This is a genomic window from Pseudomonas sp. TE3644, from assembly GCF_056278815.1.
This window is the reverse complement of sequence record NZ_JBWBQF010000001.1, coordinates 72,350-94,112: the sequence shown is the minus strand read 5'-3', so window position 1 is coordinate 94,112 and position 21,763 is coordinate 72,350. Positions and strand designations below refer to the sequence as shown.

Here is a 21,763-nt window from a genome sequence, read left to right as displayed (position 1 = left end):
CGAGTGTGACTGGTATCGCGCGGTGGCCGAATCGCGACCAAGGTCGGCTGCTACAAGGCCAAGGCGGACCAGGTTTGGCGGGCGAAGGCCAGGGCTTCGGCGTGGCGCGGGTCCTGGGCCAGCCAGTTGGCCAGTTCGGCTTTCTCGATCAGGTTGAGTTCGCCAGCATCCTGACGCACCACCCACTGGGCAGCGGCTTCGATCAGGTCTGGGGGTAATGGCTGTTGGTTCACGGCAGGGCTCGACGATGCGTTGTGGGCCTACTATGCCATTCACGCCCTACACTTGTCGTAGGGCATTTCCCACAGAGTCACTGCAAACGCTGCATGATCATTGCCAGGCCCTTTGCCAGATGCTTCTGCACGGAGCTGTCGGAAATTTCCAGTTTACTGGCGACCTCGGCATGGGTCAGGCCTTCCAGGCGGTTGAGTCGCAGCACTTCGCGGGTGCGGGGCGGTAGCTGTGCGATGGCGTCGCGCAGGGCCTGGCGCTGTTGCTGGGCCATGGCGGCAAGCTCGATGCAGGCGGCGGGGTCTTCCACCGTCACCAGGGCCTCGGGAGGCACCGCGTGGGTGTTGCGCCGGGCTTGCTGGCGCAGGTGGTCCACCAGCAGATTGCGGGCGATGCGGTAGAGGTAACCGGCCGAGTACTGCAGCTTGCCCAGACGCTGTTGTTCGGCCAGGCGCAAAAAGCTTTCCTGCACCAGGTCTGCCGCCAGTTGCGGGTCGCCCAGCCGCCTTGCCAGGTAGCCGCGCAAGGCGCGGGCGTGGCCCAGGAACAGGCCCGTGAGTTCCATATCCGACAAACCGATTCCCTGGAAAAAGTGACGCATGAAGGCGGCATCTTAGGGCTTATCGAGAAACATTATCAAATGTAACACCATGTTGAACGGCCGCCTCCGATCGATCGAGCTGACCGGCGATACAAATTAATTTGACCAAATTAACCGGTTAGTACAATTTATGTACACCTCGCTCCACAGTCTCACACCAAAAATAACAAGGGAGAGTCTCCATGAGCCGTACCGTACTGGTGCTCAACGGCCCGAACCTCAATATGCTGGGTACTCGTGAACCTGCCACTTATGGCCACGAAACCCTCGCCGACGTCTCTGCCCTGTGTGCTCGCACTGCCGAAGAACACGACCTTGTGGTCGAGTTTCGCCAGAGCAACCACGAAGGCGAAGCCATCGACTGGATTCACCAGGCCCGCGGTCGCTGCGCAGCGATCGTGATCAATCCAGGTGCCTGGACCCATACCTCCATTGCCATTCGCGATGCACTGACCGCCAGCGACCTGCCGGTGATCGAAGTGCACATCAGCAACGTGCACGCGCGCGAAACGTTCCGCCACCACAGCTACATCTCCGGCATGGCCGTGGCTGTGCTGTGCGGCTTTGGCACCCATGGTTATCGGTTGGCGCTTGAACACGTCAGCCACCTGTTGAACAAGAAAGGTTAACTCGCATGTCCCAGAACAATAAAACCAGCGTACTGGCCGGCCTGATTGGCGCTGGCATCCAGGCTTCCCGCACCCCTGCCCTGCACGAGCGCGAAGGCGCCGCCCAAGGCCTGGGTTACCTGTACCGCCTGATCGACCTGGACCAGCTCAAGCTCGACACCAGCCACCTGGAAGAACTGCTGACCGCCGCCCAGCGCATGGCCTACACCGGCCTGAACATCACCTTCCCGTGCAAGCAGGCGATCATCCCGCTGCTCGATGACCTGTCGCCGGAAGCCCGTGGCATTGGCGCGGTGAATACCGTGGTGCTCAAGGACGGCAAGCGCGTCGGCCACAACACCGACTGCCTGGGCTTTGCCGAAGGCTTCCGCCGTGGCATGGAAGGCGCTGCGCGTGAGCGCGTGGTGCAGATGGGTGCCGGTGGCGCAGGTGCGGCCGTGGCGCACGCGCTGCTGATCGAAGGCGTGCAGCAGCTGACCATTTTCGACGTGGACGCCAGCCGTGCACAGGACCTGGCCGACAACCTGAACCAGCACTTCCCGGGCAACCGCGCCCGCGCCGGCAGCGACCTGGCCGTGGCCATGAACGAAGCCGACGGCATGGTCAACACCACGCCGATGGGCATGGCCAAGCTGCCCGGCATGCCGGTGCCGGCCGAGCTGCTGCGCAAGGATTTGTGGGTAGCCGAGATTGTCTACTTCCCGCTGGAAACCGAACTGCTGCGCACTGCCCGTGCATTGGGCGCTCGCACGCTGGATGGCGGCACCATGGCAGTGTTCCAGGCAGTGAAGGCGTTTGAGCTGTTCAGCGATATCGTGCCGGATGCGGATCGCATGACGGCGCATTTCAACAGCATGTAATCCCGCCCGACGTCACCCACCTGTGGGACCGGGCGAAGCTCGGGAAGAGGACAGCACGACCACCGCGGCGATCGCTTCCCGAGCTTCGCCCGGTCCCACAGAGGTAGCTGCAACCCTGCATCACAACACCGGACGCAGCAGCGCCTGGGCTTCGTAGAGCGCCGGCAGGTAGCGTTGCTGCATGGCCTGGGTGCTTAACCGGGCCACCTGGGTGGTGATCGACAACGTCGCCTTCAGCTCGCCCTTGCGGTCCCGCAGGGGCACGCTCAATACCGCCATGCCCACCTCGAATTCCTGATCCACGCAGCAGAAGCCCTGTTCGCGTACCCGCGCCAGTTCGTCCTCCAGTGCCGCCATTGTGGTCTTGGTATAGGGCGTCAGCGCGCGCAACTCCACACGCTGCAGATAGGCTTGCAACTCATCTGCCGCCAGCGCCGCCAGCCACACCCGCCCGCTCGCCGTGCAGTACAGCGGCAAGCGCGAACCCGGCCGGATCGATAGCGATGACACGTGACTGTAGCGGCTGCGCACCACGTGAATGATGTCGTCATCATCGCGCACGCCCACCGACACATGCTCCTGAGTGGTTCGCGCCACCTGCTCGACGATCGGCCGCAGCATGCGCGGCAGTTGCGCCGAATCGACATACGCCTGGCCGATGCGCAGCGCCTTGGCGGTCAGCCAGTACTGGCGGCCATCGGTCTCCACGAAACGCTCCTGCACCAGCGTCAGCAGAAAACGCCGCGCCGCGCTTTGGGTCAGGCCCGACAGCGTCGCCGCCAGCGGCACAGTCAGGCGTGGATGCTCCTCGCTGAACAACTGCATCAGCGCCAGGCCTTTTTGCAGGCCTACGATCAGGTCGCGGTCATGGATGGTGGGTTGTTTCATCAAAACCCCGAGCGGTAATTATCGACGATGACTGCGATTATCGCAGTGCCCCCGCGAATAACAACCAAAAGCGCCGACAGCCGCGTTGTCGCCTCTACCCCCTCGCCGCACCATGGACCGACAACAACAGACAACGGTCCAGGAGATCGACATGATTCGCGGCTCGACGCAGCTGGTGGCCATTCTCGGCACGCCCATCGCCCAGGTTAAATCCCCGGAAAACTTCAACCGCTGGTTCGCCGACAACGACCGCGACATCGCCATGCTGCCCATCGACCTGGGGGCCCAGGCGCTGCCGGCCTTCATCGACACCCTGCGCGGCTGGAACAACCTGCGCGGGTGCGTGGTGACCGTGCCCTACAAGCAGGCCGTGGCGCCGCTGCTGGACGCGCTGACCGACCGCGCCGCCGCATTGGGCATGACCAACGTGATCCGCCGCGAGGCCGACGGCCGCCTGGTGGGCGACCATCTGGACGGTACCGGCTTCCTCAAAGCGGCAGCGGCCCATGATTTCCACCCCGCCGGCAAGCGTGCCCTGGTGGTGGGTGCTGGCGGCGTAGGCGCGGCAATTGCCTACGCACTGGCGGAACAAGGCGTACAGCACCTGACGCTGGTGGACGTGCGCCAGGCGCAGGTCGAAGCCCTGCAAGGCGTGCTGCTCAAGGCCTTCCCAAGCCTGGACGTGCAGGCCACCTACACTGACCTGAGCACCTTCGACCTGGTGGTCAACGCCACGCCCGTGGGCATGGGCGACACGGGGCAGATGTCGCTGCCCGGCGCACAGGTAGCCACCTTGCGACCGCACACGCTGGTCGCCGACGTGGTGACCTCGCCGCAGATCACGCCCCTGCTGGCCCAGGCCAAGGCGCAAGGCTGCCGCATTCAGACCGGCCCGGAAATGGCTCGGGCGCAGATGGGCAACCTGGGCGCCTTCATGGGCGTGACCCCGGAAGACGCCTGAGGAGCCGGCCATGAACGCACCCGTACCTTCACCGGGCTGGACCCATGACTTCGATCTGGTGGTGCTGGGCAGTGGCGCCGCCGGATTTGCCGCAGCGACGACGGCGGCCTGCCGCGGCCTGAGCGTGCTGCTGGTGGAAAAGGCCGACACCTTCGGCGGCACGTCAGCCATCTCGGGCGGTGCCGTGTGGGTCTATGGCACCGACCAGGCCAGCGCGACGGGCGTCACCGACAGCGCCGACGCCGTGCGCACCTACCTCAAGACCACCATCGGCCGCGGCTACCGCGCCGAGCTGATCGACGCCTACATCGACCGTGGCGCCGAGGCGTTGCGTTATCTGCAAAGCCACAGCGAGTTGAAATATGCCCTGCGGCCCTTCTCGCCCGATTACTACCCCGACTTACCGGGCGCCACCGACACCGGGCGGGCGCTGGAGATGGTCGAGTACGACGGCCGTCGCCTGGGCGCAGCGTTCAAGCACCTGCGCAAACCACCGGCAGGGATGCTGCTGTTCGGCGGCATGATGGTCAACCGCGTGGATATCCAGCACTTCCTCAGCTTCCGCCGCTCGCCGCGCTCGCTGTGGCACTGCCTGAAGCTGATGGCGCGCTACGGCCGTGATCGCCTGAGCCACGACCGGGGCACTCGCCTGACCGTCGGCAATGCCTTGATCGCCCGGCTAGCCACCACGGCGTTCGCTAAAGGCGTGCAGCTGTGGCTGAACGCCCAGACGCAATCGCTGGTGATCGACAACGGTGTGGTGACCGGGCTGACGATTCGCCACGAAGGCCAGAGCCTGCGGGTGCAGGCCCGTGGCGGCGTGGTGTGCGCGGGCGGTGGCTTTGCCGCCGCAGCCGATGCCGGGCAGCGCCGCCCGGCCACCGGCAGCGGCCACCTGAGCATGTCACCGCCCAGCAATAACGGCGACAGCCTGGCCCTGGCCAAGGCCGTCGGCGCACAGCTTGGCGAGGGACTGGCGGCAGATTTCTTCTGGGCGCCGGTGTCGCAATTGCGCCGTGCCAATGGCGAGTTCGAGCGCTTCCCGCACCTGGTCACCGACCGCGCCAAGCCGGGCATCATCGCGGTAAACCGCGCCGGGCAACGCTTCGTCAACGAGTCCAACTCGTACCACTGCTTCGTGCAGGCCATGCAGGCCGAAGGCAATGCACCGTGCTGGCTGATCGCCGATGCCCAGGCGCTGAACGCCTACGGCATGGGCCTGGCGCGGCCCAAGCCGGTGGATAACAGCGCGCTCGTCGAGGGCGGCTACTTACTGCGCGCCGACAGCCCGGAACAACTGGCACACCTGATCGGCGTTGATCCCAAGGGCCTGGCCGCTACGTTGCGCCAGCACAACGCCGACGCCCTGGCCGGCACCGACAGCCAGTTCGCCAAGGGCGGCAACAGCTACAACCGCTCCCTGGGCGACCCGCACCACCGCCCCAACCCCTGCCTGGCGCCGCTGACCCGGGCGCCGTTCTACGCCATCCGCATCGAGACCGGCGACCTGGGCTCGGCACGCGGGCTGGTCACCGACGCCAACGCCAACGTGCTCGACCAGCAAGGCCAGCCAATCCCCGGCCTGTACGCCGCCGGCAATGACATGAACTCGATCATGGACGGCACCTACCCCGGCCCCGGCATCACCATCGGCCCGGGCCTGACCTTCGGCTACATCGCCGCTACCCACGTCGCCGAGCGCTTGCGCAGCGGCACCCCCACCCAACAAGAGGCTTGATCCCATGTTCTATGAATTGCGCACCTACACCCTCAAACCCACCAAGCTGGCCGACTGGCTGGCGCTGTACCAGAGCGATGCCCTGGCCGTGCAGACCGAACACCTGGGCCAGTTGATCGGCTTCTTCACCACCGAGATCGGCGACGTCAACCAGGTAGTGCATATCTGGGCCTGGGAGAGCCTGGACGACCGCATGGCCCGCCGCACGGCGATGGCGGCAGACAGCCGCTGGATGGAGTTCAGCCGCAAGAACAAGGAGCTGGATGCGGTGATGAAGCTGGAGTCGCGGATGATGCGGCCTACGGCGTTTTCCCCGCTTAAATAACGCGGCGCCTGCATCGCGAGCAAGCTCGGCTCCTACAACGGATGTGAGCGCTGCGTAGGAGCCGACCTTGGTCGCGATGCAGGCAATGCGATACCCCGATACTACGAAAATAAAGGGCGACCATGAGCGCTTCCGATTTGTACGACTGCGATGTTCTGGTCATTGGTTCGGGCGCCTCGGGGCTGGCCGCTGCCGTGACTGCCGCCCACCAGGGCCTGAAAGTAATCGTCGCTGAAAAACATCATCAACTGGGCGGCACCAGTGCCTGGTCCGGCGGCTGGTTGTGGGTGCCGGGCAACCCGCTCGCGGTAGCCAACGGGCAGGTGGAAACACCCGGCGCTGTGGAGAACTATCTGCGCCACGAATTGCACACCGACGTGCTCGACGAGCGCCTGCAGACCTACCTGCAACAGGCGCCGCAGATGGTCGAGTTTTTCCAGCATCACACTCAAGTGCAGTTCTATTCCGGCAGCCGTATGCCCGACATGCACGCCTCCCCTGGCGCCGCCAGCGGCGGTCGATCATTGTGTGCCCAACCCTTCGACGGTCGCCTGCTGGGGCCGTGGCTGCACCGGCTGCGGCCACCGCTGGACCTGATCAGCCTGGGCGGCATGGGCATCGCTGGTGGCGTGGACCTGGCGCATTTCTTCAATGCCACGCGTTCGCTGCGTTCGGCGGTTTACGTGGCGGGGCGGTTGCTGCGGCATTGGCGTGATCGCGTGGTGCATGGGCGTGGAATGCACCTGGTGAACGGCAATGCGCTGGTCGCGCGGTTGCTGCGCAGTGCCTTGGATGTGGGGGTGGAACTGCGCACTGGGGCCGCTGCGCATGGCTTGCTGTACGAAGGCGCGCGGGTCGTGGGGGCGCAGTTGTCCACAGGGCAGGTTCGGGCGCGCCGGGGGGTGGTGTTGGCGGCGGGTGGGTTTGCTCATGATCGGGAGCGGATGGCCGCGCTGTTCGGGCATGACAATCATTTGTCGGCGGCGCCTGTGGAAAACTCCGGGGATGGGTTGCGGTTTGGGGAGCAGGCGGGTGGGGTTGTGGCCAGGCTGGTTCATGCGGCGGCTTGGGCGCCTGTGTCTAAAGTAGTCCGTGGCGCTGCCTTCCCGAGCTTCGCTCGGTCCCACATGGATCGCAGTACTCCTGTGGGACCGGGCGAAGCTCGGGAAGCAGGCGCCGCATTCCCCCACCTGATGGACCGCGCCAAACCCGGCTTCATCGCCGTGCTGGACAACGGCCAGCGCTTCACCAACGAAGCCGACTCCTACCACGATTTCATGCAAGCGCTGTTCGCCGCCCTGCCCGAGAACCGTCAGCCCCACTGCTGGCTGATCTGCGACCACCGCGCCCAGCGCCGCTACGGCCTGGGCGCCGCACGACCGTTCCCGTTTCCCAATTGGGGCCTGCAACGCCAGGGCTACCTGCGCAAGGGTCGCACGCTGACGCAATTGGCCGAACGCTGCGGCATCGACGCCGCACAATTGCAGCGCACTGTGGATAACTTCAACAGGGGCGCCAAGGCAGGGCGGGACGATGAGTTCCAGCGCGGCGCATCCGCCTACAACCGCGCCCAGGGCGAGGCGCTGCACGCACCCAACCCGTCACTGGGCGAGCTGCGCACGGGGCCGTATTACGCGGTAAAGCTGGAACCCGGCAGCCTGGGCACCTTCGCCGGGCTGGCCACGGACAGCCAGGCTCGGGTACTGGATACCCAAGGCCAGGTCATCAGCGGGCTTTATGCGGTGGGCAACGACATGGCCAGCCTGATGGGCGGCCATTACCCCAGCGGTGGCATCACCCTGGGGCCGGCGTTGACCTTCGGTTACCTGGCAGGCCTGAGCCTGGCGCAGGACACCCTCAGGGCTTCAGGAAGCGCAGCACCGTCTCCACGATCATCTCGCGATGACGCACCTTGTGCTGCTCGTCACTGAAGTCGATCTGGAAGATTTCGCCAAAGGTGTGCTTGTTGGACACGCGGTAGAAGCAGAACGAACTGATCAGCAGGTGCACGTCCAGCGCGTCCAGGCCCTGGCGGAACAGGCCGCTTGCAGCGCCACGCTCCAGCACTTCGTCGAGGGCATGCAGCACGGTCTTGTTCATCGCGCGAATCGCCGAGGATTGCTTGATGTACTCGCCTTTGTGCATGTTTTCGTTACAGACGATGCGCACGAAGTCGACGTTGCGATCGTGGTGGTCGAAGGTGAATTCCACCAGGCGGCGGATGCCTTCGCACGGCGCCAGCTCGCCCAGGTGCAGGTCCACCTCGGTGCTGCGGATGTCGCCGTAGAGTTTTTCCAGTACTTCGACGTACAGCTGTTCCTTGCTGCCGAAGTAGTAATAGATCATGCGTTTGGAGGTTTGCGTGCGCTCGGCAATGGCGTCTACCCGGGCACCGGCAAGGCCCTGCTGAACGAACTCGGCGATTGCCGCCTGCAGGATGTTCTCGCGGGTTTTCTCGGGGTTGTTCTTGCGGCTCTTGCGTGGTGCGGCTTCAGCGGTATCCACGGAGCGTTCTGTCATTGTTGTCATTCTGGGCTCACGGCCATCGTTAAACAGCGGCAATTATGGAGCGGCCAGCGCGGCGAAGGAAGCCTGCAAGCCCCGGTATACAACCAAAGGCTTGCAGTTCCCTACAAATGGTTACAATTTGGCGTGACGAACACCCTTGCTGCGCGCCTTGGCCATGGCTGCCAGGCGCACCGCCACGTTTGCCGCCCCATAGCCGGCATAACCATTGCGACGCTGGATGATTTCGAAGAAGAAGCGGTCTTCGAAGGGTTCGGTGTACACGTGGAACAGCTCGCCGCCGTTGGCGTCACGGTCGTAGAGCACGTTGTAGTAGGCCAGCTCGCTGAGGAACTCGTCGTCGAAGTCGAAGCGCGCGGCCAGGTCGTCGTAGTAGTTGAGCGGGATGTCCAGCAGCGCCAGGCCCGCTTCCTTGGCCTTGGTGACGGCGGCGAAGATGTCGTCGCAGTCAAAGGCGATGTGGTGCACACCCGAGCCACGGTAGGTGGACAGCGCGTGGGAGATGGCCGTGTTGCGGTTCTCCGAGATGTTCAGCGGCAGGCGGATGGAGCTGTCGCGGCTGCGGATGGCGCGGCTTTTCACCAGGCCGTACGGGTCGGGCAGCACCACTTCGTCGTCGGCGGTGAAGTCCAGCAGGCTCTTGTAGAACAGCGTCCAGTTGTCCAGGTTGTCTGGTGGCAGCGCCATGGCCATGTGGTCGATGCGCTTGAGGCCCAGGGCGCTCGGCTTGACGTCCTGGATGCTGAAGTCGGTGTCGTAGATGGTGCGGCCCTGGTCATCCTGGTCCACCAGGTAGATCAGGCTGCCATCGGGGGCGCGCACAGCGGCCAGTTCACGCTCGTTGGGGCCTACCAGGCCACGGAACGGCTGGCCTTTGTAGGCTACGGCACGCTCCAGCGCCTTGGCGCTGTCTTTTACGCGGATGGCGGTGGCGCACAGCGACGGGCCGTGGGACTCGAAGAAGTTGTGGGCGAACGAGTACGGCTCGGAGTTGAGGATCAGGTTGATGTCGCCCTGACGCATCAGGCTCACGGCCTTGGACTTGTGCTGGCCGGCCTTGGCGAAGCCCAGTTGCTCCAGCCAGCTGCCCAGTTTGGCACCCTGGGCCTCGTCGACGGCGAATTCCAGGAACTCGACGCCATCGTACTGATCGGCCTCGGGCGGCGAGAACAGGATGTCCAGGTTCGGTACCGGCGCTGCTTCCTTCTCCAGCAGCTTGCGGGTTTTTTCCTCAAGGTACAGCAGCGAACGCAGGCCGTCGGCGGCGTTGGCGCGCGGCGGCGCGGCGCGGAAGCCGTCGTTGAAGATTTCCAGCGACAGCGGGCCGGTGTAGCCGGACTTGATGATCGGTGCCAGGAAGCCTGGCAGGTCGAATTCGCCCTGGCCCGGGAAGCAGCGGAAGTGGCGGCTCCACTCCAGCACGTCCATGTTCAGGATCGGCGCGTCGGCCATCTGCACGAAGAAGATCTTGTCGCCGGGGATGTCGGCGATGGCGGCCGGGTCGCCCTTGAGCGACAGGGTGTGGAAGCTGTCCAGCAGCACGCCCAGGTTGGGGTGGTCGGCGGCTTTGACGATGTCCCAGACCTGCTGGTAGGTGTTGACGTGCTTGCCCCACGCCAGGGCTTCATAGCCGATGCGCAGGTCGCGCTTGCCGGCGTGTTCGGCCAGCAGGTGCAGGTCGTCGATCAGGATCTGGCGGTCGCCCACCGAGTCGGCCGAAGCGTTGCTGCACACCAGCACCAGGTCGGTGCCCAGTTCCTGCATCAGGTCGAACTTGCGCTCGGCGCGTTCGATGTTGCGCGCCAGGCGGTCGCGGCGGCAGCCTTCGAAGTCACGGAACGGCTGGAACAGGGTGATGGCGATGCCCAGATCGGCGCACATCTGGCGGATCTCACGGGGGCTGCCGTCGTAGTACAGCAAATCGTTTTCGAAAATCTCGACGCCGTCGAAACCGGCCGCAGCGATGGCTTCGAGTTTTTCCGGCAGGGTACCGCTCAGGGAGACGGTGGCAATCGAACGATGCATGGTTCAGCTCCATGGGGCTGCTGCGCGGGCACTTGAACGGTGCGTACTTCGGCAGCTAACCGGTGTCCGCTGCGAGGTGTCAGGTGCACCTGCGGCGGGTTGAAAGAATTCTTGGATAGTAATTTATACCGCAATTCGGGCGCGTACGAACCAGTTAGTTTTGTGTGCGATTATCGACCGAAAAGCGGCCGGTTCAATTGACGATTTTTCGACCAATCGCCAACATCCCCACCCCTCATTGAAGTCTGTCAGGCGGCCAAAAGCCAACCGGCAAATGAATCTGAAGTTCTCATACCCAGAGAATTCCAGAGAGCGCTACTCCATAAAAATTTCAAGAATCGGGTAACTACCATGCAAGCTGTAAATGTTCTTGCGTCTCGCCATGCCAGCATGGGCGAGAAAATCCGCGGCGCCATGGCCGTCGGAAAGACCCGCTGGGGCATGCTCGCCCTGGTGTTCTTCGCCACCACCCTGAACTACATCGACCGTGCCGCCCTGGGCGTCATGCAGCCTATCCTGGCCAAGGAAATGAGCTGGACGGCGATGGACTACGCCAACATCAACTTCTGGTTCCAGGTGGGCTACGCCATCGGCTTCGTGCTGCAAGGCCGACTGATCGACAAGGTGGGCGTGAAACGCGTGTTCTTCTGCGCGGTGCTGCTGTGGAGCCTGGCTACCGGCCTGCACGGCCTGGCCACCTCGGCGGTGGGCTTCATGGTATGCCGGTTCATCCTGGGCCTGACCGAGGCCGCCAACTACCCGGCCTGCGTGAAGACCACCCGCCTGTGGTTCCCGGCCGGCGAACGCGCCGTGGCCACCGGCATCTTCAACGCCGGCACCAACGTGGGCGCCATGATTACCCCGGTGATGCTGCCGCTGATCCTGACCGTGTGGGGCTGGCAGGCCGCGTTCGTGTGCATGGCGTTCCTGGGCCTGACCTGGGTGGTGTTCTGGGGCCTGAAATACTACAACCCCGAAGATCACCCGCGGGTGAAACAGAGCGAACTGGACTACGTGCAGGGCGAGCCCGAGCCTGACCAGAAGGCCGTGCCGTTCCACAAAATCCTGCGCATGCGCGGCACCTGGGCCTTCGCCCTGGCCTACTCGATCACCGCCCCGGTGTTCTGGTTCTACCTGTACTGGCTGCCGCCGTTCCTGAACCAGCAATACCAGTTGGGCATCAACGTGACCCAGATGGGCATCCCGCTGATCATCATTTACCTGAGCGCCGACTTTGGCAGCGTGGGCGGCGGCATCCTGTCGTCGTTCCTGATTGGCCGTGGCGTATCGCCGGTCAAGGCACGCCTGACCTCGATGCTGCTGTTCGCCCTGTGCATCATTGCCGTGGTGGGCGCGGCCGGCACCAGCAACCTGTGGGTGGCGGTACTGGCGATCTCCCTGGCGATTGCCGCGCACCAGGCGTGGACGGCGAACATCTGGGCGGTGGTGATGGACTACACGCCCAAGCACATGATGAGTACGGTGTTTGGCTTTGGCGGCATGTGCGCGGCGATCGGGGGCATGTTCATGACCCAGATCGTGGGTTACATCCTGACCGTGACGAACAACAACTATCACGTGTTGTTCATGATCATCCCGGGGATGTATTTCATTGCCCTGACGTGGTTGTACCTGATGGCGCCGCGCAAGGTGCCGGTGGTGGATTGAGTCACTGACGCGCGTAGCCGCTGCCGCGAGGCTGCGCTGGGCCCATGCCTCGCTGAAGATCTTCAGCGTACTCGGGGGCCAGCGCAGCCTGGCGGCAGCGGCTACAACATGTCTAGCTGAACAACTCGGACGCCGGGCTGGCGCTGGACAGCTCTTCGGTAGCAGCCAGCAACAACACCGACAACTCCTGCAACCGCGCCTCACTCAACCGCGCCGTCGGCCCCGCCACGCTCAACACCCCCACCACCCCGCCATCCAGCGGGCGACGCACCACGGCCGCAATCGCCGACGTACCCACCGCCGAGCTCTCGATCACCAACGCATAACCCCGCCCCCGCGCCTGCTCCAGGTAGCGCAGCAAGTGTTCATTCGAGGTCGGCGCATTGGGCCCGAAGTCCGCACGGTCGGCGATGCCCTGCTGCTCCACCAGCACCAGCGCCTGCTCATCACTCATACTGGCCAGCCAGGCATGGCCGGATGCGGTGTAGAACAACGGCGCGTCCTGGCCCATTTCCGGATCGTAGCGAAGCCCCGAGCGGGCGCCCTGGGCCTTGGCGATCCAGGTCTGGCGGTCGCCATCGATCACGCCCAGGCGCACCAGCTCACCGGTCTCCTGCGCCAGGCGGTCGAGGATCGGCTGGACGATGTCGGCACCGCTGCTGGCCAGGTAGCGGAAACCCATGGCCACCAGCTTGGTGGACAGGTGGTAGCGGCTGTTGTCCGGGTTCTGCCGCACGTAGCCCAGGCGCATCAGTTCGCCCAGCATGCGGTGGGTGGCGCTTTTGGGGATGTCCAGTTGCTCGGCCAGGCTTTGCATGGGCAAGCCGCGGGGGTCGCTGGTGAGGCTTTCCAGAAGGCTGAAAGCACGTTCGATCTGACTGCCGGCCATGGTCATGGTCCTGGTGAAAGTGTGGCGATAGTAGCCATGGGCGGGCGAAGTGCAACCATTGTCCGATCTTCGCCCAACTTTGCCGCCCCACCCCTTGGCCGGGCGGGAAACGCGGCCATAGAATGTGGAACCTGATTCCAAAATACTACAGAATCCGTCACCACACACGAATGCAGGGAGATCGAGCATGCAGAGCATCACCAACCGTCACGGGCTGAACATGCCCAAGCTGGGCCTGGGCACCTGGCCCATGGTGGGCGAGGAATGCACCGCCGCGGTGATTCAGGGGCTGGACGTGGGCTACCGCCACATCGACACCGCCGCCGGCTACAACAACGAAGACGCGGTGGGCAAAGCCCTGGTGCAGTCCTCGGTGCCGCGCGAGCAGATCCATGTCACCAGCAAGGTGTGGTGGGACAAACTGGCTCCGGCCGACATGCGCCAGTCGTTCGACAACACCCTGAAGGCGCTGCAAAGCGACTACATCGACCTGTTCATGATCCACTGGCCGACCAAGGACTGGGACCTGGAACGCACCATCGAGACCCTGGTGTCGTTCAAGGAAGACGGCCGTGCGCGCAACATCGGCGTGGCCAACTTCCCGCTGCCGCTGCTGACCCGTGTGCTGGAAGAACTGGGCGCACCGCTGTCGGTGCTGCAGGTTGAATACCACGTCACCCTGGACCAGAGCCCGCTGCTGCAACTGGCGCGCAAGCACGACATGGCGCTGACGGCTTATAGCCCGCTGCTGCGCAACCGTGTGTCGGACATTCCTGAACTGCAAGCTATCGCCAAGAAGCACGGCGTGCTGCCGACCCAGGTGGCGCTGAAATGGCTGCTGGATCAGGACGGTGTGGCGGCGATTCCAAAGGCGGCCAGCAAGGCCAATCAGCTGAGCAACCTGGCGTCGCTGCAGGTGCCGCTGGATGATGAAGATCGCCGGATCATTGCGGCGTTGCCCAAGGATCAGCGGCTGGTAAGCCCGCCCTTCGCCCCGCAGTGGGACTGACGAACAACCCGTAGCCGCTGCCGAAGGCTGCGCTGGCCCTGTGCATCACTGAAAATCTTCAGGGTTCACACAGGCCAGCGCAGCCTGGCGGCAGCGGCTACAGGCATAAAAAAACCGCCTTGAAGGGCGGTTTTTTGTGGCTGCATTCAGGCTTAGAAGTCGAAGAACACTGTCTCGCCTTCACCCTGGATGCGGATGTCAAAACGGTAGGCCGTCTTGCCATTCACTTCGCAACGGGTGGCGATCAGGGTCTCGCGACGGGCCGGCTGCTCGATCAGGTTCAGCACCGGGTCCTTGGCGTTGGCCTCGGCTTCGTCGCTGAAGTACAGGCGGGTTTGCAGGTGGATGTTGATGCCACGGGCAAACAGGCTGACGTTGATGTGCGGTGCCATCGGCACGCCAGCGGCGTTCTTGACCACGCCCGGCTTGATGGTGTGCAGGTCCCACTCACCGCCGTCGAAGGTGGTGGCGGTGCGGCCGAAGCTGTTGAACGGCTTCTCCAGGTTGTAGTCCGTGTCGTAGTGGCCGTTGGCGTCAGCCTGCCAGAACTCCAGGAACGAATCGCGCACCTTGTGGCCGTTGCCGTCGTAGACATCGCCCAGCAGGATGATGTGCTCGCCAGGCGCGCCAGGCTTGGCCATCTGGTTCCAGATTTCTTCGTCGCGCGGCGGGTTGCCGGCAGCGGACAGGGCCAGGCCGATGTGCACGTACGGGCCGGCGGTCTGCGAAGGTGTTTCCTTGAGCAGGGTAATAGGCATGGTGGCGCTCTCCTCAGCAGTTTTCGAAGTGGGTCTTGCGCTGGCCGCGCAGCACGATGTCGAAGCGATATGCCAGGCAATCCATCGGGTTTGCGTGGTTCATATCCAGCTTGGCGATCAGGCTTTGCACCGCTTCCGGGTCGGCGATCGATTTGACGATCGGGCACATCGGGATCAGCGGGTCACCTTCGAAGTACAGCTGGGTGATCAGGCGCGTGGAGATCGACGGGCCGCTGATGGACACGTGGATGTGCGCAGGACGCCAGTCGTTGGGGCCGTTGCGCCATGGGTACGGGCCCGGCTTGATGGTGCGGAAGTTGAAGTAACCTTCGCTGTCGGTGACCATGCGGCCGACACCACCGAAGTTGGGGTCCAGCGGCGCCAGGTAGCGGTCGTTCTTGTGGCGATAACGGCCGCCGGCGTTGGCCTGCCAGATTTCCACCAGGGTGTGCGGGATCGGCTTGCCGTACTGGTCGCACACGCGGCCGGCCAGGATGATGCGCTCACCGATCGGCAGGCCACCGTTGTTGAAGTTCAACAACAGGTCGTTGTCGTACTTGCCGAATTTGAGGTGCGAGAAATCAGGGCCGGTGGACTCGCTGACCGACTGCGGGATGCTGACCAGCGCCTGGCGCGGGGAGCGTGCCACGGAGGTCTTGTAGTCGGGGGTCAGGGCCTTGGGGTGCCAGTTACGATCACGGATAACGAAGCGACTGGTGTCTTGGGAAGACATGCCGTTCTCCTATTATTTGATTTATTGGGTCCTGCGGACAGGCTTCGGACTAGTCTCAATGAAAAACACTACAACGAAAATTGAATAGTGCGGTCACATACATAACCAAATGGTTATCCGAAGTCCTGTCGTGGAGGGTATGCGCCATGTTGTGGAAAAAAGGTCGTCGCAGTGACAACGTGGTTGACGCACGGGATGACGGTTCCGCTGCAGGCGGCGGAGGCGGCGGCCTGCGCATTGGCGGCAAGGGCCTGAGCCTGACGGCCGTGGTGCTGATCGTAGGCTTCGGCCTGCTGACCGGCCAGGACCCGATGCAGATTCTCGGACAACTGACCGGGCAACTGAGCCAGCCACAGACCGCCCCGGTAGACACCCGCGACCGCCCTGCCCCGCCCGCCAACGACGAACAGGCGGAATTTGTCCGCGCCGTGCTGGGCGACACCGAAGACACCTGGCGCGAAGTGTTCCAGCAAGGCGGCCGCCAGTATCAGGACCCCAAGCTGGTGCTGTTCCGCGGCCAGGTCAACTCGGCCTGCGGTTTTGCCACCTCGGCCACCGGCCCCTTCTATTGCCCAGGGGACAAGCAGGTGTACCTGGACATGGACTTCTTCAAGGAAATGGCCCAGCGCTTTCAGGCCGCCGGCGAGTTCGCCGAGGCTTATGTGATTGCCCATGAAGTGGGCCACCACGTGCAGAACCTGTTGGGGATACCGGCCAAAGTGCAGGCGGCACGCCAACGCGGCGCAGCCATGGAAGGCGCGAACGGTTTATCGGTGAGGCAGGAATTGCAGGCCGATTGCCTGGCGGGGGTGTGGGCCTACCATGCGCAGCAGCGGCTGCACTGGCTGGAACCCGGCGACGTGGAGTCGGCGCTGAACGCCGCCAATGCCATTGGCGACGATCGCTTGCAGCAACAGAGCCAGGGACGCGTGGTCCCCGACTCGTTCACCCATGGCACTTCAGCCCAGCGCGTGCGCTGGTTCAAGACCGGGTTCGCACAAGGTCAGATCAACCAGTGCGATACCTTTGCGGCGAAGGCGCTGTGATCAGAATGCAGCCTTGATCTGCACACCGGCCATCAGGGCGTTCTGGGTGTTGGTGCCGTAGAAGGCGCCTGGCTCTTTGATGTACTGCACGTCAGGACGCACGGTCAGCCACTTGGTGACCTGGGCGGTGTAGCTCAGCTCGATCAGCTGCTCGCCGCTGTCCAGGTTGTCGATGTCATCGGCCGCAACGGCGGTGGAAGCAGCGGCGATCTGGTTGTCGCGGGTGCGCTCGTTGAGCACTGCACGGCCGTAGGCCAGGCCGATGGCGTCGTCAGGACGGCTGTCGAACGGTTTGTGCAGCACGATGCCAGCCGAGTACCAGTGACGGAACGGCGATGTGGCGGCGTCGGTCTGGGTAGCCTGGCCAAACACGTGCAGGTTGCGCTTGGGGTCGGTTTCCGAACGCCATACAGCCTGGTCGGCCAGCACGTAGGCACCCGAACGACCGGCGGCGGTGCCGCTGCCGTTGATGCGCGCGGTGTCGGAGGTGTCGTAGTACCAGCCGAACTTGTACTGACCGTCGTAGGTGCCACCACGGGTGTAGATCGCTTCGATCGGCATGATGGTGCCGGTGTAGTGATCCGGGCTCATGCGCAGCGCGTACTTGGACTCGCTGTTGGTGATCGGGTTGACCTCGAACGCGGCGGTCTGGATAGCCCACTCGTCGTTGATCTTGTATTTGAGCATGCCGCCCCAGTGGCCGGTCGGGGCGTTGGTCCAGCCGCTGCCACCGGACATCGACAACGGGTGGGCGCAGAAGCCGGCGTTGACGAAGTTGGTGAGGATGCTCATGCCGCCGAAATCGTTACCCATCGGCATGAAGCCGACTTTCATGTCCAGGTCCGGGGTAAAGATGGTGCGCTCGTAGCTGAACTCGCTGATGCGGGTGTACTGGCCACCGTAGATTTCCTGCACTGGCAGGCGGTTGCCGACCAGGTCGGCCGAGGCGCTGTTGCCGCGACGGTCGGTGACGGTCACTTGCACGACGCCGCCGTTATCCACACCCAGAATCTTGCTGAGGTCGAAGCGTGCGCCCAGGCGCAGTTGCTGGGCGTAGCGTGCACCATGGCTTTCACCACCGTGGACAGTGCCGAAGGTTTCGGACACGTAGTCGCCGGTCAGCTTGACGCCTTTCTGTTCCAATTCGGTGCGGGTGCCGCCCCAGTTGCCGGTCATGGTGGAGTCATCGGCCAGGGCCATGCCCGGGGCCGAGACAGCCAGGGAGCCCAACGACAGGCCGGCCACCAGGCCCGAAGTCTTGATGCAACGCGAGGATTTGATCAGCATGATTCTCTACGATTTCGATTGATTCAGGGGGGGTATCGGCAGGCAGGTGCATTACGCCCAATACAGAGGGTGCATCATAATGACGCACCCCGAGGGGATTAAGACCAATGGTAACAAAATTGTATTGCGGAATTTAAGAAAATGATCGGAATAGTTAGTTTAGTTTCATTTTGAGGTGTGCGAAGGTCGTGCGGGGCGCGGTGTGGGTTGTCGCAGGAGAAATCGCGTTGCCTGTATCGCGGCCAAGGCCGGCTCCTACCACGATCGGCGTAGGAGCCGGCCTTGGCCGCGATGAGGTCAGTGAAGAGTTGTGATCAAGTCAGGTATTGGCGAGGTTGAGCAGGTCGGCGCAGGTCGGTGCGTGCCAGTCGGCAAGCTCAGGCCAGGGGTTGTCGGGCAGGTTCACCAGCACGGTGTGGGCCCCCGCCGCCCGACCGCAATCCAGGTCGAAACGGTAGTCACCCACCATCACCATCTGCGCCGGCGCCACGCCCCAGGCGTCGGCCAGCTTCAGCAGGCCATCGGGGTCGGGCTTGGGCAGCGCATTGTCACGCCCCAGCACATCCTGCACCGCGAAGCAGTCGGCGATGCCGATGGCTTGCAGGGTGATGTGCGCCAGCTCCTGCGCATTGCGCGTCAGGATGCCGAGGGTGTGGCCACGTTCGGCCAGGCTGCGAACCAGTTCCACCGCGCCGTCGGCCGCGCGTGAAGCCACGGCCAACTCGCGCTCGTGCGCAAGCAACCAGGCATGCTTGGCGGCGGCCACCTCGGCCGGCAAGGTGGCCAGGTGGGTGAGGATGTCGTCCTCGGGCGGGATTTCCAGGGCCACGCGGATGGCCGCGAAATCATGCACCGCCACCGTCAGGGTGCCGTCCATGTCGAACACCCAGTGGCGGATATCACGCAGGCTCATGCCCAGTCCTTGCGGTGGCGAATCAGGCCTTCCTGGGCCGAGGACGCCACCAGCTGGCCGGCGCGGTTGTACACGCTGCCGCGGCAGAAGCCGCGGGCATTGCCGGCCCACGGGCTGTCCATGGCGTACAGCAGCCAGTCATCGGCGCGCAGGTCGCCGTGGAACCACAGGGCGTGGTCAAGGCTGGCCAGTTGCATATCCTTGTGCCACACCGACTTGCCGTGGGGCAGCAGGGAGGTGGTCAGCAGGCCGAAGTCCGAGGCGTAGGCCATGATGTATTTGTGCAGCGCCGGGATGTCCGGCAGCGTGCCGTCGGCGCGGAACCACACATACTTCACCGGATCGCCCGGCACCGGGTTGTAGGGGTCGCGCTCGGTCACCGGGCGCACTTCGATCGGCTTGGGGCACAGCAGTTTGTCGCGAATGTGCTCGGGCAGCAGGTGCGCCACTTTCTGGGTCAGCTCAAGCTCGGTGGGCAGGTTTTCCGGGCCCACCACGGCGGGCAGCGCGGCCTGGTGCTCGTAGCCCTGCTCGTCGTACTGGAACGAGGCGCTGCAGGTGAAGATCTGCTGGCCCTTCTGCACCGCGGTGACCCGGCGGGTGCTGAAGCTGCCGCCGTCGCGCACCTTGTCGACCATGTACACCACCGGCAACTGGGCGTCGCCGGGGCGCAGGAAATAACCATGCAGCGAATGCACGTGGCGGGCATCCTCGACGGTCTGGCTGGCCGCCGACAGCGACTGGCCCAGCACCTGGCCACCGAACAACTGGCGGAAGCCCAGGTCCTGGCTGCGCCCGCGGAACAGGTTTTCCTCGATCGGCTCAAGGGTCAACAGGTCGACCAGATCGTCCAACACATGGCTCATTCGAACTCTCCAAAAAACAGAAACAGTGCCCGTGAGACGAGACAGTAGTGGCAAATGATACAGCGTTTGAGCACGCCTACCCCAGTGCCACGACATGGGTCTAGCCGTGCAGCGTTTCCCGCCATTGGTCACGATTGATACGGTAGAGCACGTGGCGCTGCAATTCATGACCGGGCGGCAGCCGTGGATGATCGAAATCGTCGCCAGGGTCGCGCTGCATGCCAATGGCCTGCATCACCTTTTCCGACGGCAGATTGCACTGGGCGGTGAATGCCACCACTTCCTCCAGGCCCAACTGGCCGAAGGCGGCGCGCAGGCTGGTCCACGCCGCCTCGCTGGCAAAGCCCAGGCCCCAATGGCGGCGTGCCAGGCGCCAGCCGATTTCCACGGCCGGGGTGAAGGGCGCGTCGAAGCTTACGGTGTTGAGGCCGGTAAAACCGATGAAGGCGCCGGTGTCCTTGCGCTCCAGCGCCCACAGGCCGAAGCCGAATTCGTTGAAATGGCCACGGATGCGGCCAATCAGGGCGGCGCTTTCCAGGCGGCTGAGCAGCTCGGGGAAATAGCGCATTACCTGCGGGTCGGCCGACATCGCGGCGAACTCCGGCAGGTCGTCGTCGCGCCACTGGCGCAGCACCAGGCGTGCGCTTTCCAGCTCCAGGATCGGCTTCATTGATCGAGTCCCCCATGCAGTCCTTGAAGTTTAACGTGCCGATGGCAAGAATCGGACACCCACCGGACCCGAATTGCTCATGCCGCTGCCACTGATTTACCACGACGACTACAGCCCGCCCTTCCCCGCCGAGCATCGCTTCCCCATGGACAAGTTCCGGCTGCTGCGCGACCACCTGGTGGACAGCGGCCTGGTGCGCGACGCCGACCTGCTGCGCCCGCCTCTGTGCCCGGCCGACACCCTGGCGCTGGCCCATGACCGCGACTACATCGAACGCTTCATGAGCGGCCAGCTGGCGCGCGAAGATCAGCGGCGCCTGGGGCTGCCGTGGAGCGAAGCCTTGGCGCGGCGCACCGTGCGCGCCGTCGGCGGCTCGCTGCTGGCCGCCGAGCAGGCGTTGCAGCATGGCCTGGCCTGCCACCTGGCGGGCGGCACCCACCATGCCCACTACGATCATCCGGCAGGCTTCTGCATCTTCAATGACCTGGCCATCATCAGCCACCAGCTGCTGGCCAGCGGCCGGGTCAACCGTGTGCTGATCTTCGACTGCGACGTGCACCAGGGCGACGGCACGGCGCGGATCCTGGCCAATACGCCGGACGCCATCACTGTGTCGCTGCACTGCGAAAAAAACTTTCCCGCGCGCAAGGCCGACAGCGACTGGGACATCCCCTTGCCCATGGGCATGGGCGACGCCGACTACCTGCAGGTGGTGGACGACACACTGAACTACCTGCTGCCGCTGTATCAGCCAGACCTGGTGCTGTACGACGCCGGCGTCGATGTGCACAAGGACGATGCCCTGGGTTACCTGCAACTGACCGACGCCGGGGTGTCGGCACGCGATGAGCGCGTGATGCGCCACTGCCTGGGCCGCGACATCCCGGTGATGGGCGTGATCGGCGGCGGTTACAGCAAGGATCGACCTGCCTTGGCCCGTCGCCATGGCCTGCTGCATCACAGCGCGCAACGGGTGTGGACAGATCTGGGGCTGTGACTTACCCACATCGCCTGTGGAACCGCCTGTGGATAACCTGCGGGAAAGCTCTGCCACGCCAGTAACGGCGTGGCCTGCAGCCGGTTGTACGTTTTTTATCCACCGGCGATGAGATACAATGGACGGCTTATTTCGCCCCGTGT

At 64.1% G+C, this 21,763-nt stretch carries 22 protein-coding genes; 10 read left to right on the top strand and 12 right to left on the bottom strand.

Going from position 1 to position 21,763, the window contains the following annotated elements:
* Positions 1–50: 50 nt before the first annotated feature.
* Entirely contained in the window at positions 51–233 is a 183-nt protein-coding gene (locus tag ACZ9GA_RS00450; RefSeq protein WP_457357953.1) for a FecR/PupR family sigma factor regulator, read from the bottom strand.
* Positions 234–310: 77 nt separating this feature from the next.
* The gene (locus ACZ9GA_RS00445; RefSeq protein ID WP_457363603.1) at positions 311–805 is read right to left on the bottom strand and encodes an RNA polymerase sigma factor; all 495 of its coding nucleotides are present in this window, start codon (positions 803–805) and stop codon (positions 311–313) included.
* Positions 806–1,014: 209 nt separating this feature from the next.
* Between ACZ9GA_RS00445 and aroQ the strand changes: the two genes are divergently transcribed.
* Positions 1,015–1,461 (top strand): type II 3-dehydroquinate dehydratase, encoded by a 447-nt coding sequence (gene aroQ, locus ACZ9GA_RS00440; RefSeq protein WP_027981158.1) that lies wholly within the window; start codon positions 1,015–1,017, stop codon positions 1,459–1,461.
* Between the two features lie 5 nt (positions 1,462–1,466).
* Entirely contained in the window at positions 1,467–2,321 is an 855-nt protein-coding gene (locus tag ACZ9GA_RS00435) for a shikimate dehydrogenase (protein WP_027981157.1), read from the top strand.
* 120 nt (positions 2,322–2,441) lie between these two features.
* On the opposite strand, the gene ACZ9GA_RS00430 is transcribed toward ACZ9GA_RS00435, so the two are convergent.
* Positions 2,442–3,209 carry an IclR family transcriptional regulator domain-containing protein gene (locus ACZ9GA_RS00430; protein WP_457357955.1) on the bottom strand — a complete coding sequence of 256 codons (768 nt, stop codon included), beginning with the start codon at positions 3,207–3,209 and terminating at the stop codon, positions 2,442–2,444.
* A gap of 151 nt (positions 3,210–3,360) precedes the next feature.
* Here ACZ9GA_RS00430 and ACZ9GA_RS00425 point away from each other — a divergent pair, with 151 nt between their 5' ends.
* The 4 genes from ACZ9GA_RS00425 (at position 3,361) to ACZ9GA_RS00410 (ending at position 8,164) form a co-directional block, all read left to right on the top strand.
* Positions 3,361–4,170 carry a shikimate dehydrogenase family protein gene (locus ACZ9GA_RS00425; RefSeq protein WP_457357957.1) on the top strand — a complete coding sequence of 270 codons (810 nt, stop codon included), beginning with the start codon at positions 3,361–3,363 and terminating at the stop codon, positions 4,168–4,170.
* 10 nt (positions 4,171–4,180) lie between these two features.
* Positions 4,181–5,908, top strand: coding sequence for an FAD-dependent oxidoreductase (locus tag ACZ9GA_RS00420; protein WP_457357959.1), 1,728 nt, complete (start codon positions 4,181–4,183; stop codon positions 5,906–5,908).
* 4 nt (positions 5,909–5,912) lie between these two features.
* Positions 5,913–6,233, top strand: coding sequence for an NIPSNAP family protein (locus tag ACZ9GA_RS00415; RefSeq protein ID WP_457357961.1), 321 nt, complete (start codon positions 5,913–5,915; stop codon positions 6,231–6,233).
* A gap of 122 nt (positions 6,234–6,355) precedes the next feature.
* Positions 6,356–8,164 (top strand): FAD-dependent oxidoreductase, encoded by a 1,809-nt coding sequence (locus ACZ9GA_RS00410; protein ID WP_457357963.1) that lies wholly within the window; start codon positions 6,356–6,358, stop codon positions 8,162–8,164.
* Here the strand turns inward: ACZ9GA_RS00410 and ACZ9GA_RS00405 are convergent.
* Positions 8,091–8,762, bottom strand: a complete 672-nt coding sequence (locus ACZ9GA_RS00405; RefSeq protein WP_457357965.1) for a TetR/AcrR family transcriptional regulator — start codon at positions 8,760–8,762, stop codon at positions 8,091–8,093. The genes ACZ9GA_RS00410 and ACZ9GA_RS00405 overlap by 74 nt on opposite strands.
* A gap of 111 nt (positions 8,763–8,873) precedes the next feature.
* Entirely contained in the window at positions 8,874–10,784 is a 1,911-nt protein-coding gene (gene quiC / locus ACZ9GA_RS00400) for a 3-dehydroshikimate dehydratase QuiC (protein ID WP_457357967.1), read from the bottom strand.
* Between the two features lie 351 nt (positions 10,785–11,135).
* On the opposite strand from quiC, the gene ACZ9GA_RS00395 reads away from it, so the two are divergent.
* Positions 11,136–12,452, top strand: a complete 1,317-nt coding sequence (locus ACZ9GA_RS00395; RefSeq protein ID WP_457357969.1) for an MFS transporter — start codon at positions 11,136–11,138, stop codon at positions 12,450–12,452.
* Between the two features lie 112 nt (positions 12,453–12,564).
* Here ACZ9GA_RS00395 and ACZ9GA_RS00390 read toward each other — a convergent pair whose 3' ends face one another.
* Positions 12,565–13,341, bottom strand: a complete 777-nt coding sequence (locus ACZ9GA_RS00390; RefSeq protein ID WP_457357971.1) for an IclR family transcriptional regulator — start codon at positions 13,339–13,341, stop codon at positions 12,565–12,567.
* A 187-nt stretch (positions 13,342–13,528) separates the two neighbouring features.
* Between ACZ9GA_RS00390 and ACZ9GA_RS00385 the strand changes: the two genes are divergently transcribed.
* Positions 13,529–14,350, top strand: a complete 822-nt coding sequence (locus ACZ9GA_RS00385) for an aldo/keto reductase (protein WP_457357973.1) — start codon at positions 13,529–13,531, stop codon at positions 14,348–14,350.
* 152 nt (positions 14,351–14,502) lie between these two features.
* Here the strand turns inward: ACZ9GA_RS00385 and pcaG are convergent, their stop codons facing one another.
* Both pcaG and pcaH read right to left on the bottom strand, forming a co-directional pair.
* The gene (gene pcaG, locus ACZ9GA_RS00380; RefSeq protein WP_027981146.1) at positions 14,503–15,108 is read right to left on the bottom strand and encodes a protocatechuate 3,4-dioxygenase subunit alpha; all 606 of its coding nucleotides are present in this window, start codon (positions 15,106–15,108) and stop codon (positions 14,503–14,505) included.
* A 13-nt stretch (positions 15,109–15,121) separates the two neighbouring features.
* On the bottom strand, positions 15,122–15,841 hold the full coding sequence (gene pcaH, locus ACZ9GA_RS00375) for a protocatechuate 3,4-dioxygenase subunit beta (protein WP_457357975.1): 720 nt from the start codon (positions 15,839–15,841) through the stop codon (positions 15,122–15,124).
* Positions 15,842–15,987: 146 nt separating this feature from the next.
* Between pcaH and ypfJ the strand changes: the two genes are divergently transcribed.
* Entirely contained in the window at positions 15,988–16,887 is a 900-nt protein-coding gene (ypfJ, locus tag ACZ9GA_RS00370; protein ID WP_457357977.1) for a KPN_02809 family neutral zinc metallopeptidase, read from the top strand.
* Here ypfJ and ACZ9GA_RS00365 read toward each other — a convergent pair whose 3' ends face one another.
* The 4 genes from ACZ9GA_RS00365 to ACZ9GA_RS00350 form a co-directional block, all read right to left on the bottom strand.
* Positions 16,888–18,174 carry a carbohydrate porin gene (locus ACZ9GA_RS00365; RefSeq protein WP_457357979.1) on the bottom strand — a complete coding sequence of 429 codons (1,287 nt, stop codon included), beginning with the start codon at positions 18,172–18,174 and terminating at the stop codon, positions 16,888–16,890. It abuts the gene before it with no gap.
* Positions 18,175–18,493: 319 nt separating this feature from the next.
* A complete protein-coding gene (locus ACZ9GA_RS00360) occupies positions 18,494–19,087 on the bottom strand; it encodes an HAD family hydrolase (protein WP_457357980.1) in 594 nt (197 codons plus the stop codon).
* Entirely contained in the window at positions 19,084–19,953 is an 870-nt protein-coding gene (gene tesB / locus ACZ9GA_RS00355) for an acyl-CoA thioesterase II (protein WP_457357982.1), read from the bottom strand. Before tesB ends, ACZ9GA_RS00360 begins: the two co-directional genes overlap by 4 nt.
* A gap of 100 nt (positions 19,954–20,053) precedes the next feature.
* Positions 20,054–20,623, bottom strand: a complete 570-nt coding sequence (locus tag ACZ9GA_RS00350) for a GNAT family N-acetyltransferase (protein ID WP_457357983.1) — start codon at positions 20,621–20,623, stop codon at positions 20,054–20,056.
* A 79-nt stretch (positions 20,624–20,702) separates the two neighbouring features.
* Between ACZ9GA_RS00350 and ACZ9GA_RS00345 the strand changes: the two genes are divergently transcribed.
* Complete coding sequence (locus ACZ9GA_RS00345; protein ID WP_457357985.1) at positions 20,703–21,620, top strand: histone deacetylase family protein; 918 nt, start codon at positions 20,703–20,705, stop codon at positions 21,618–21,620.
* Positions 21,621–21,763: the final 143 nt, after the last annotated feature.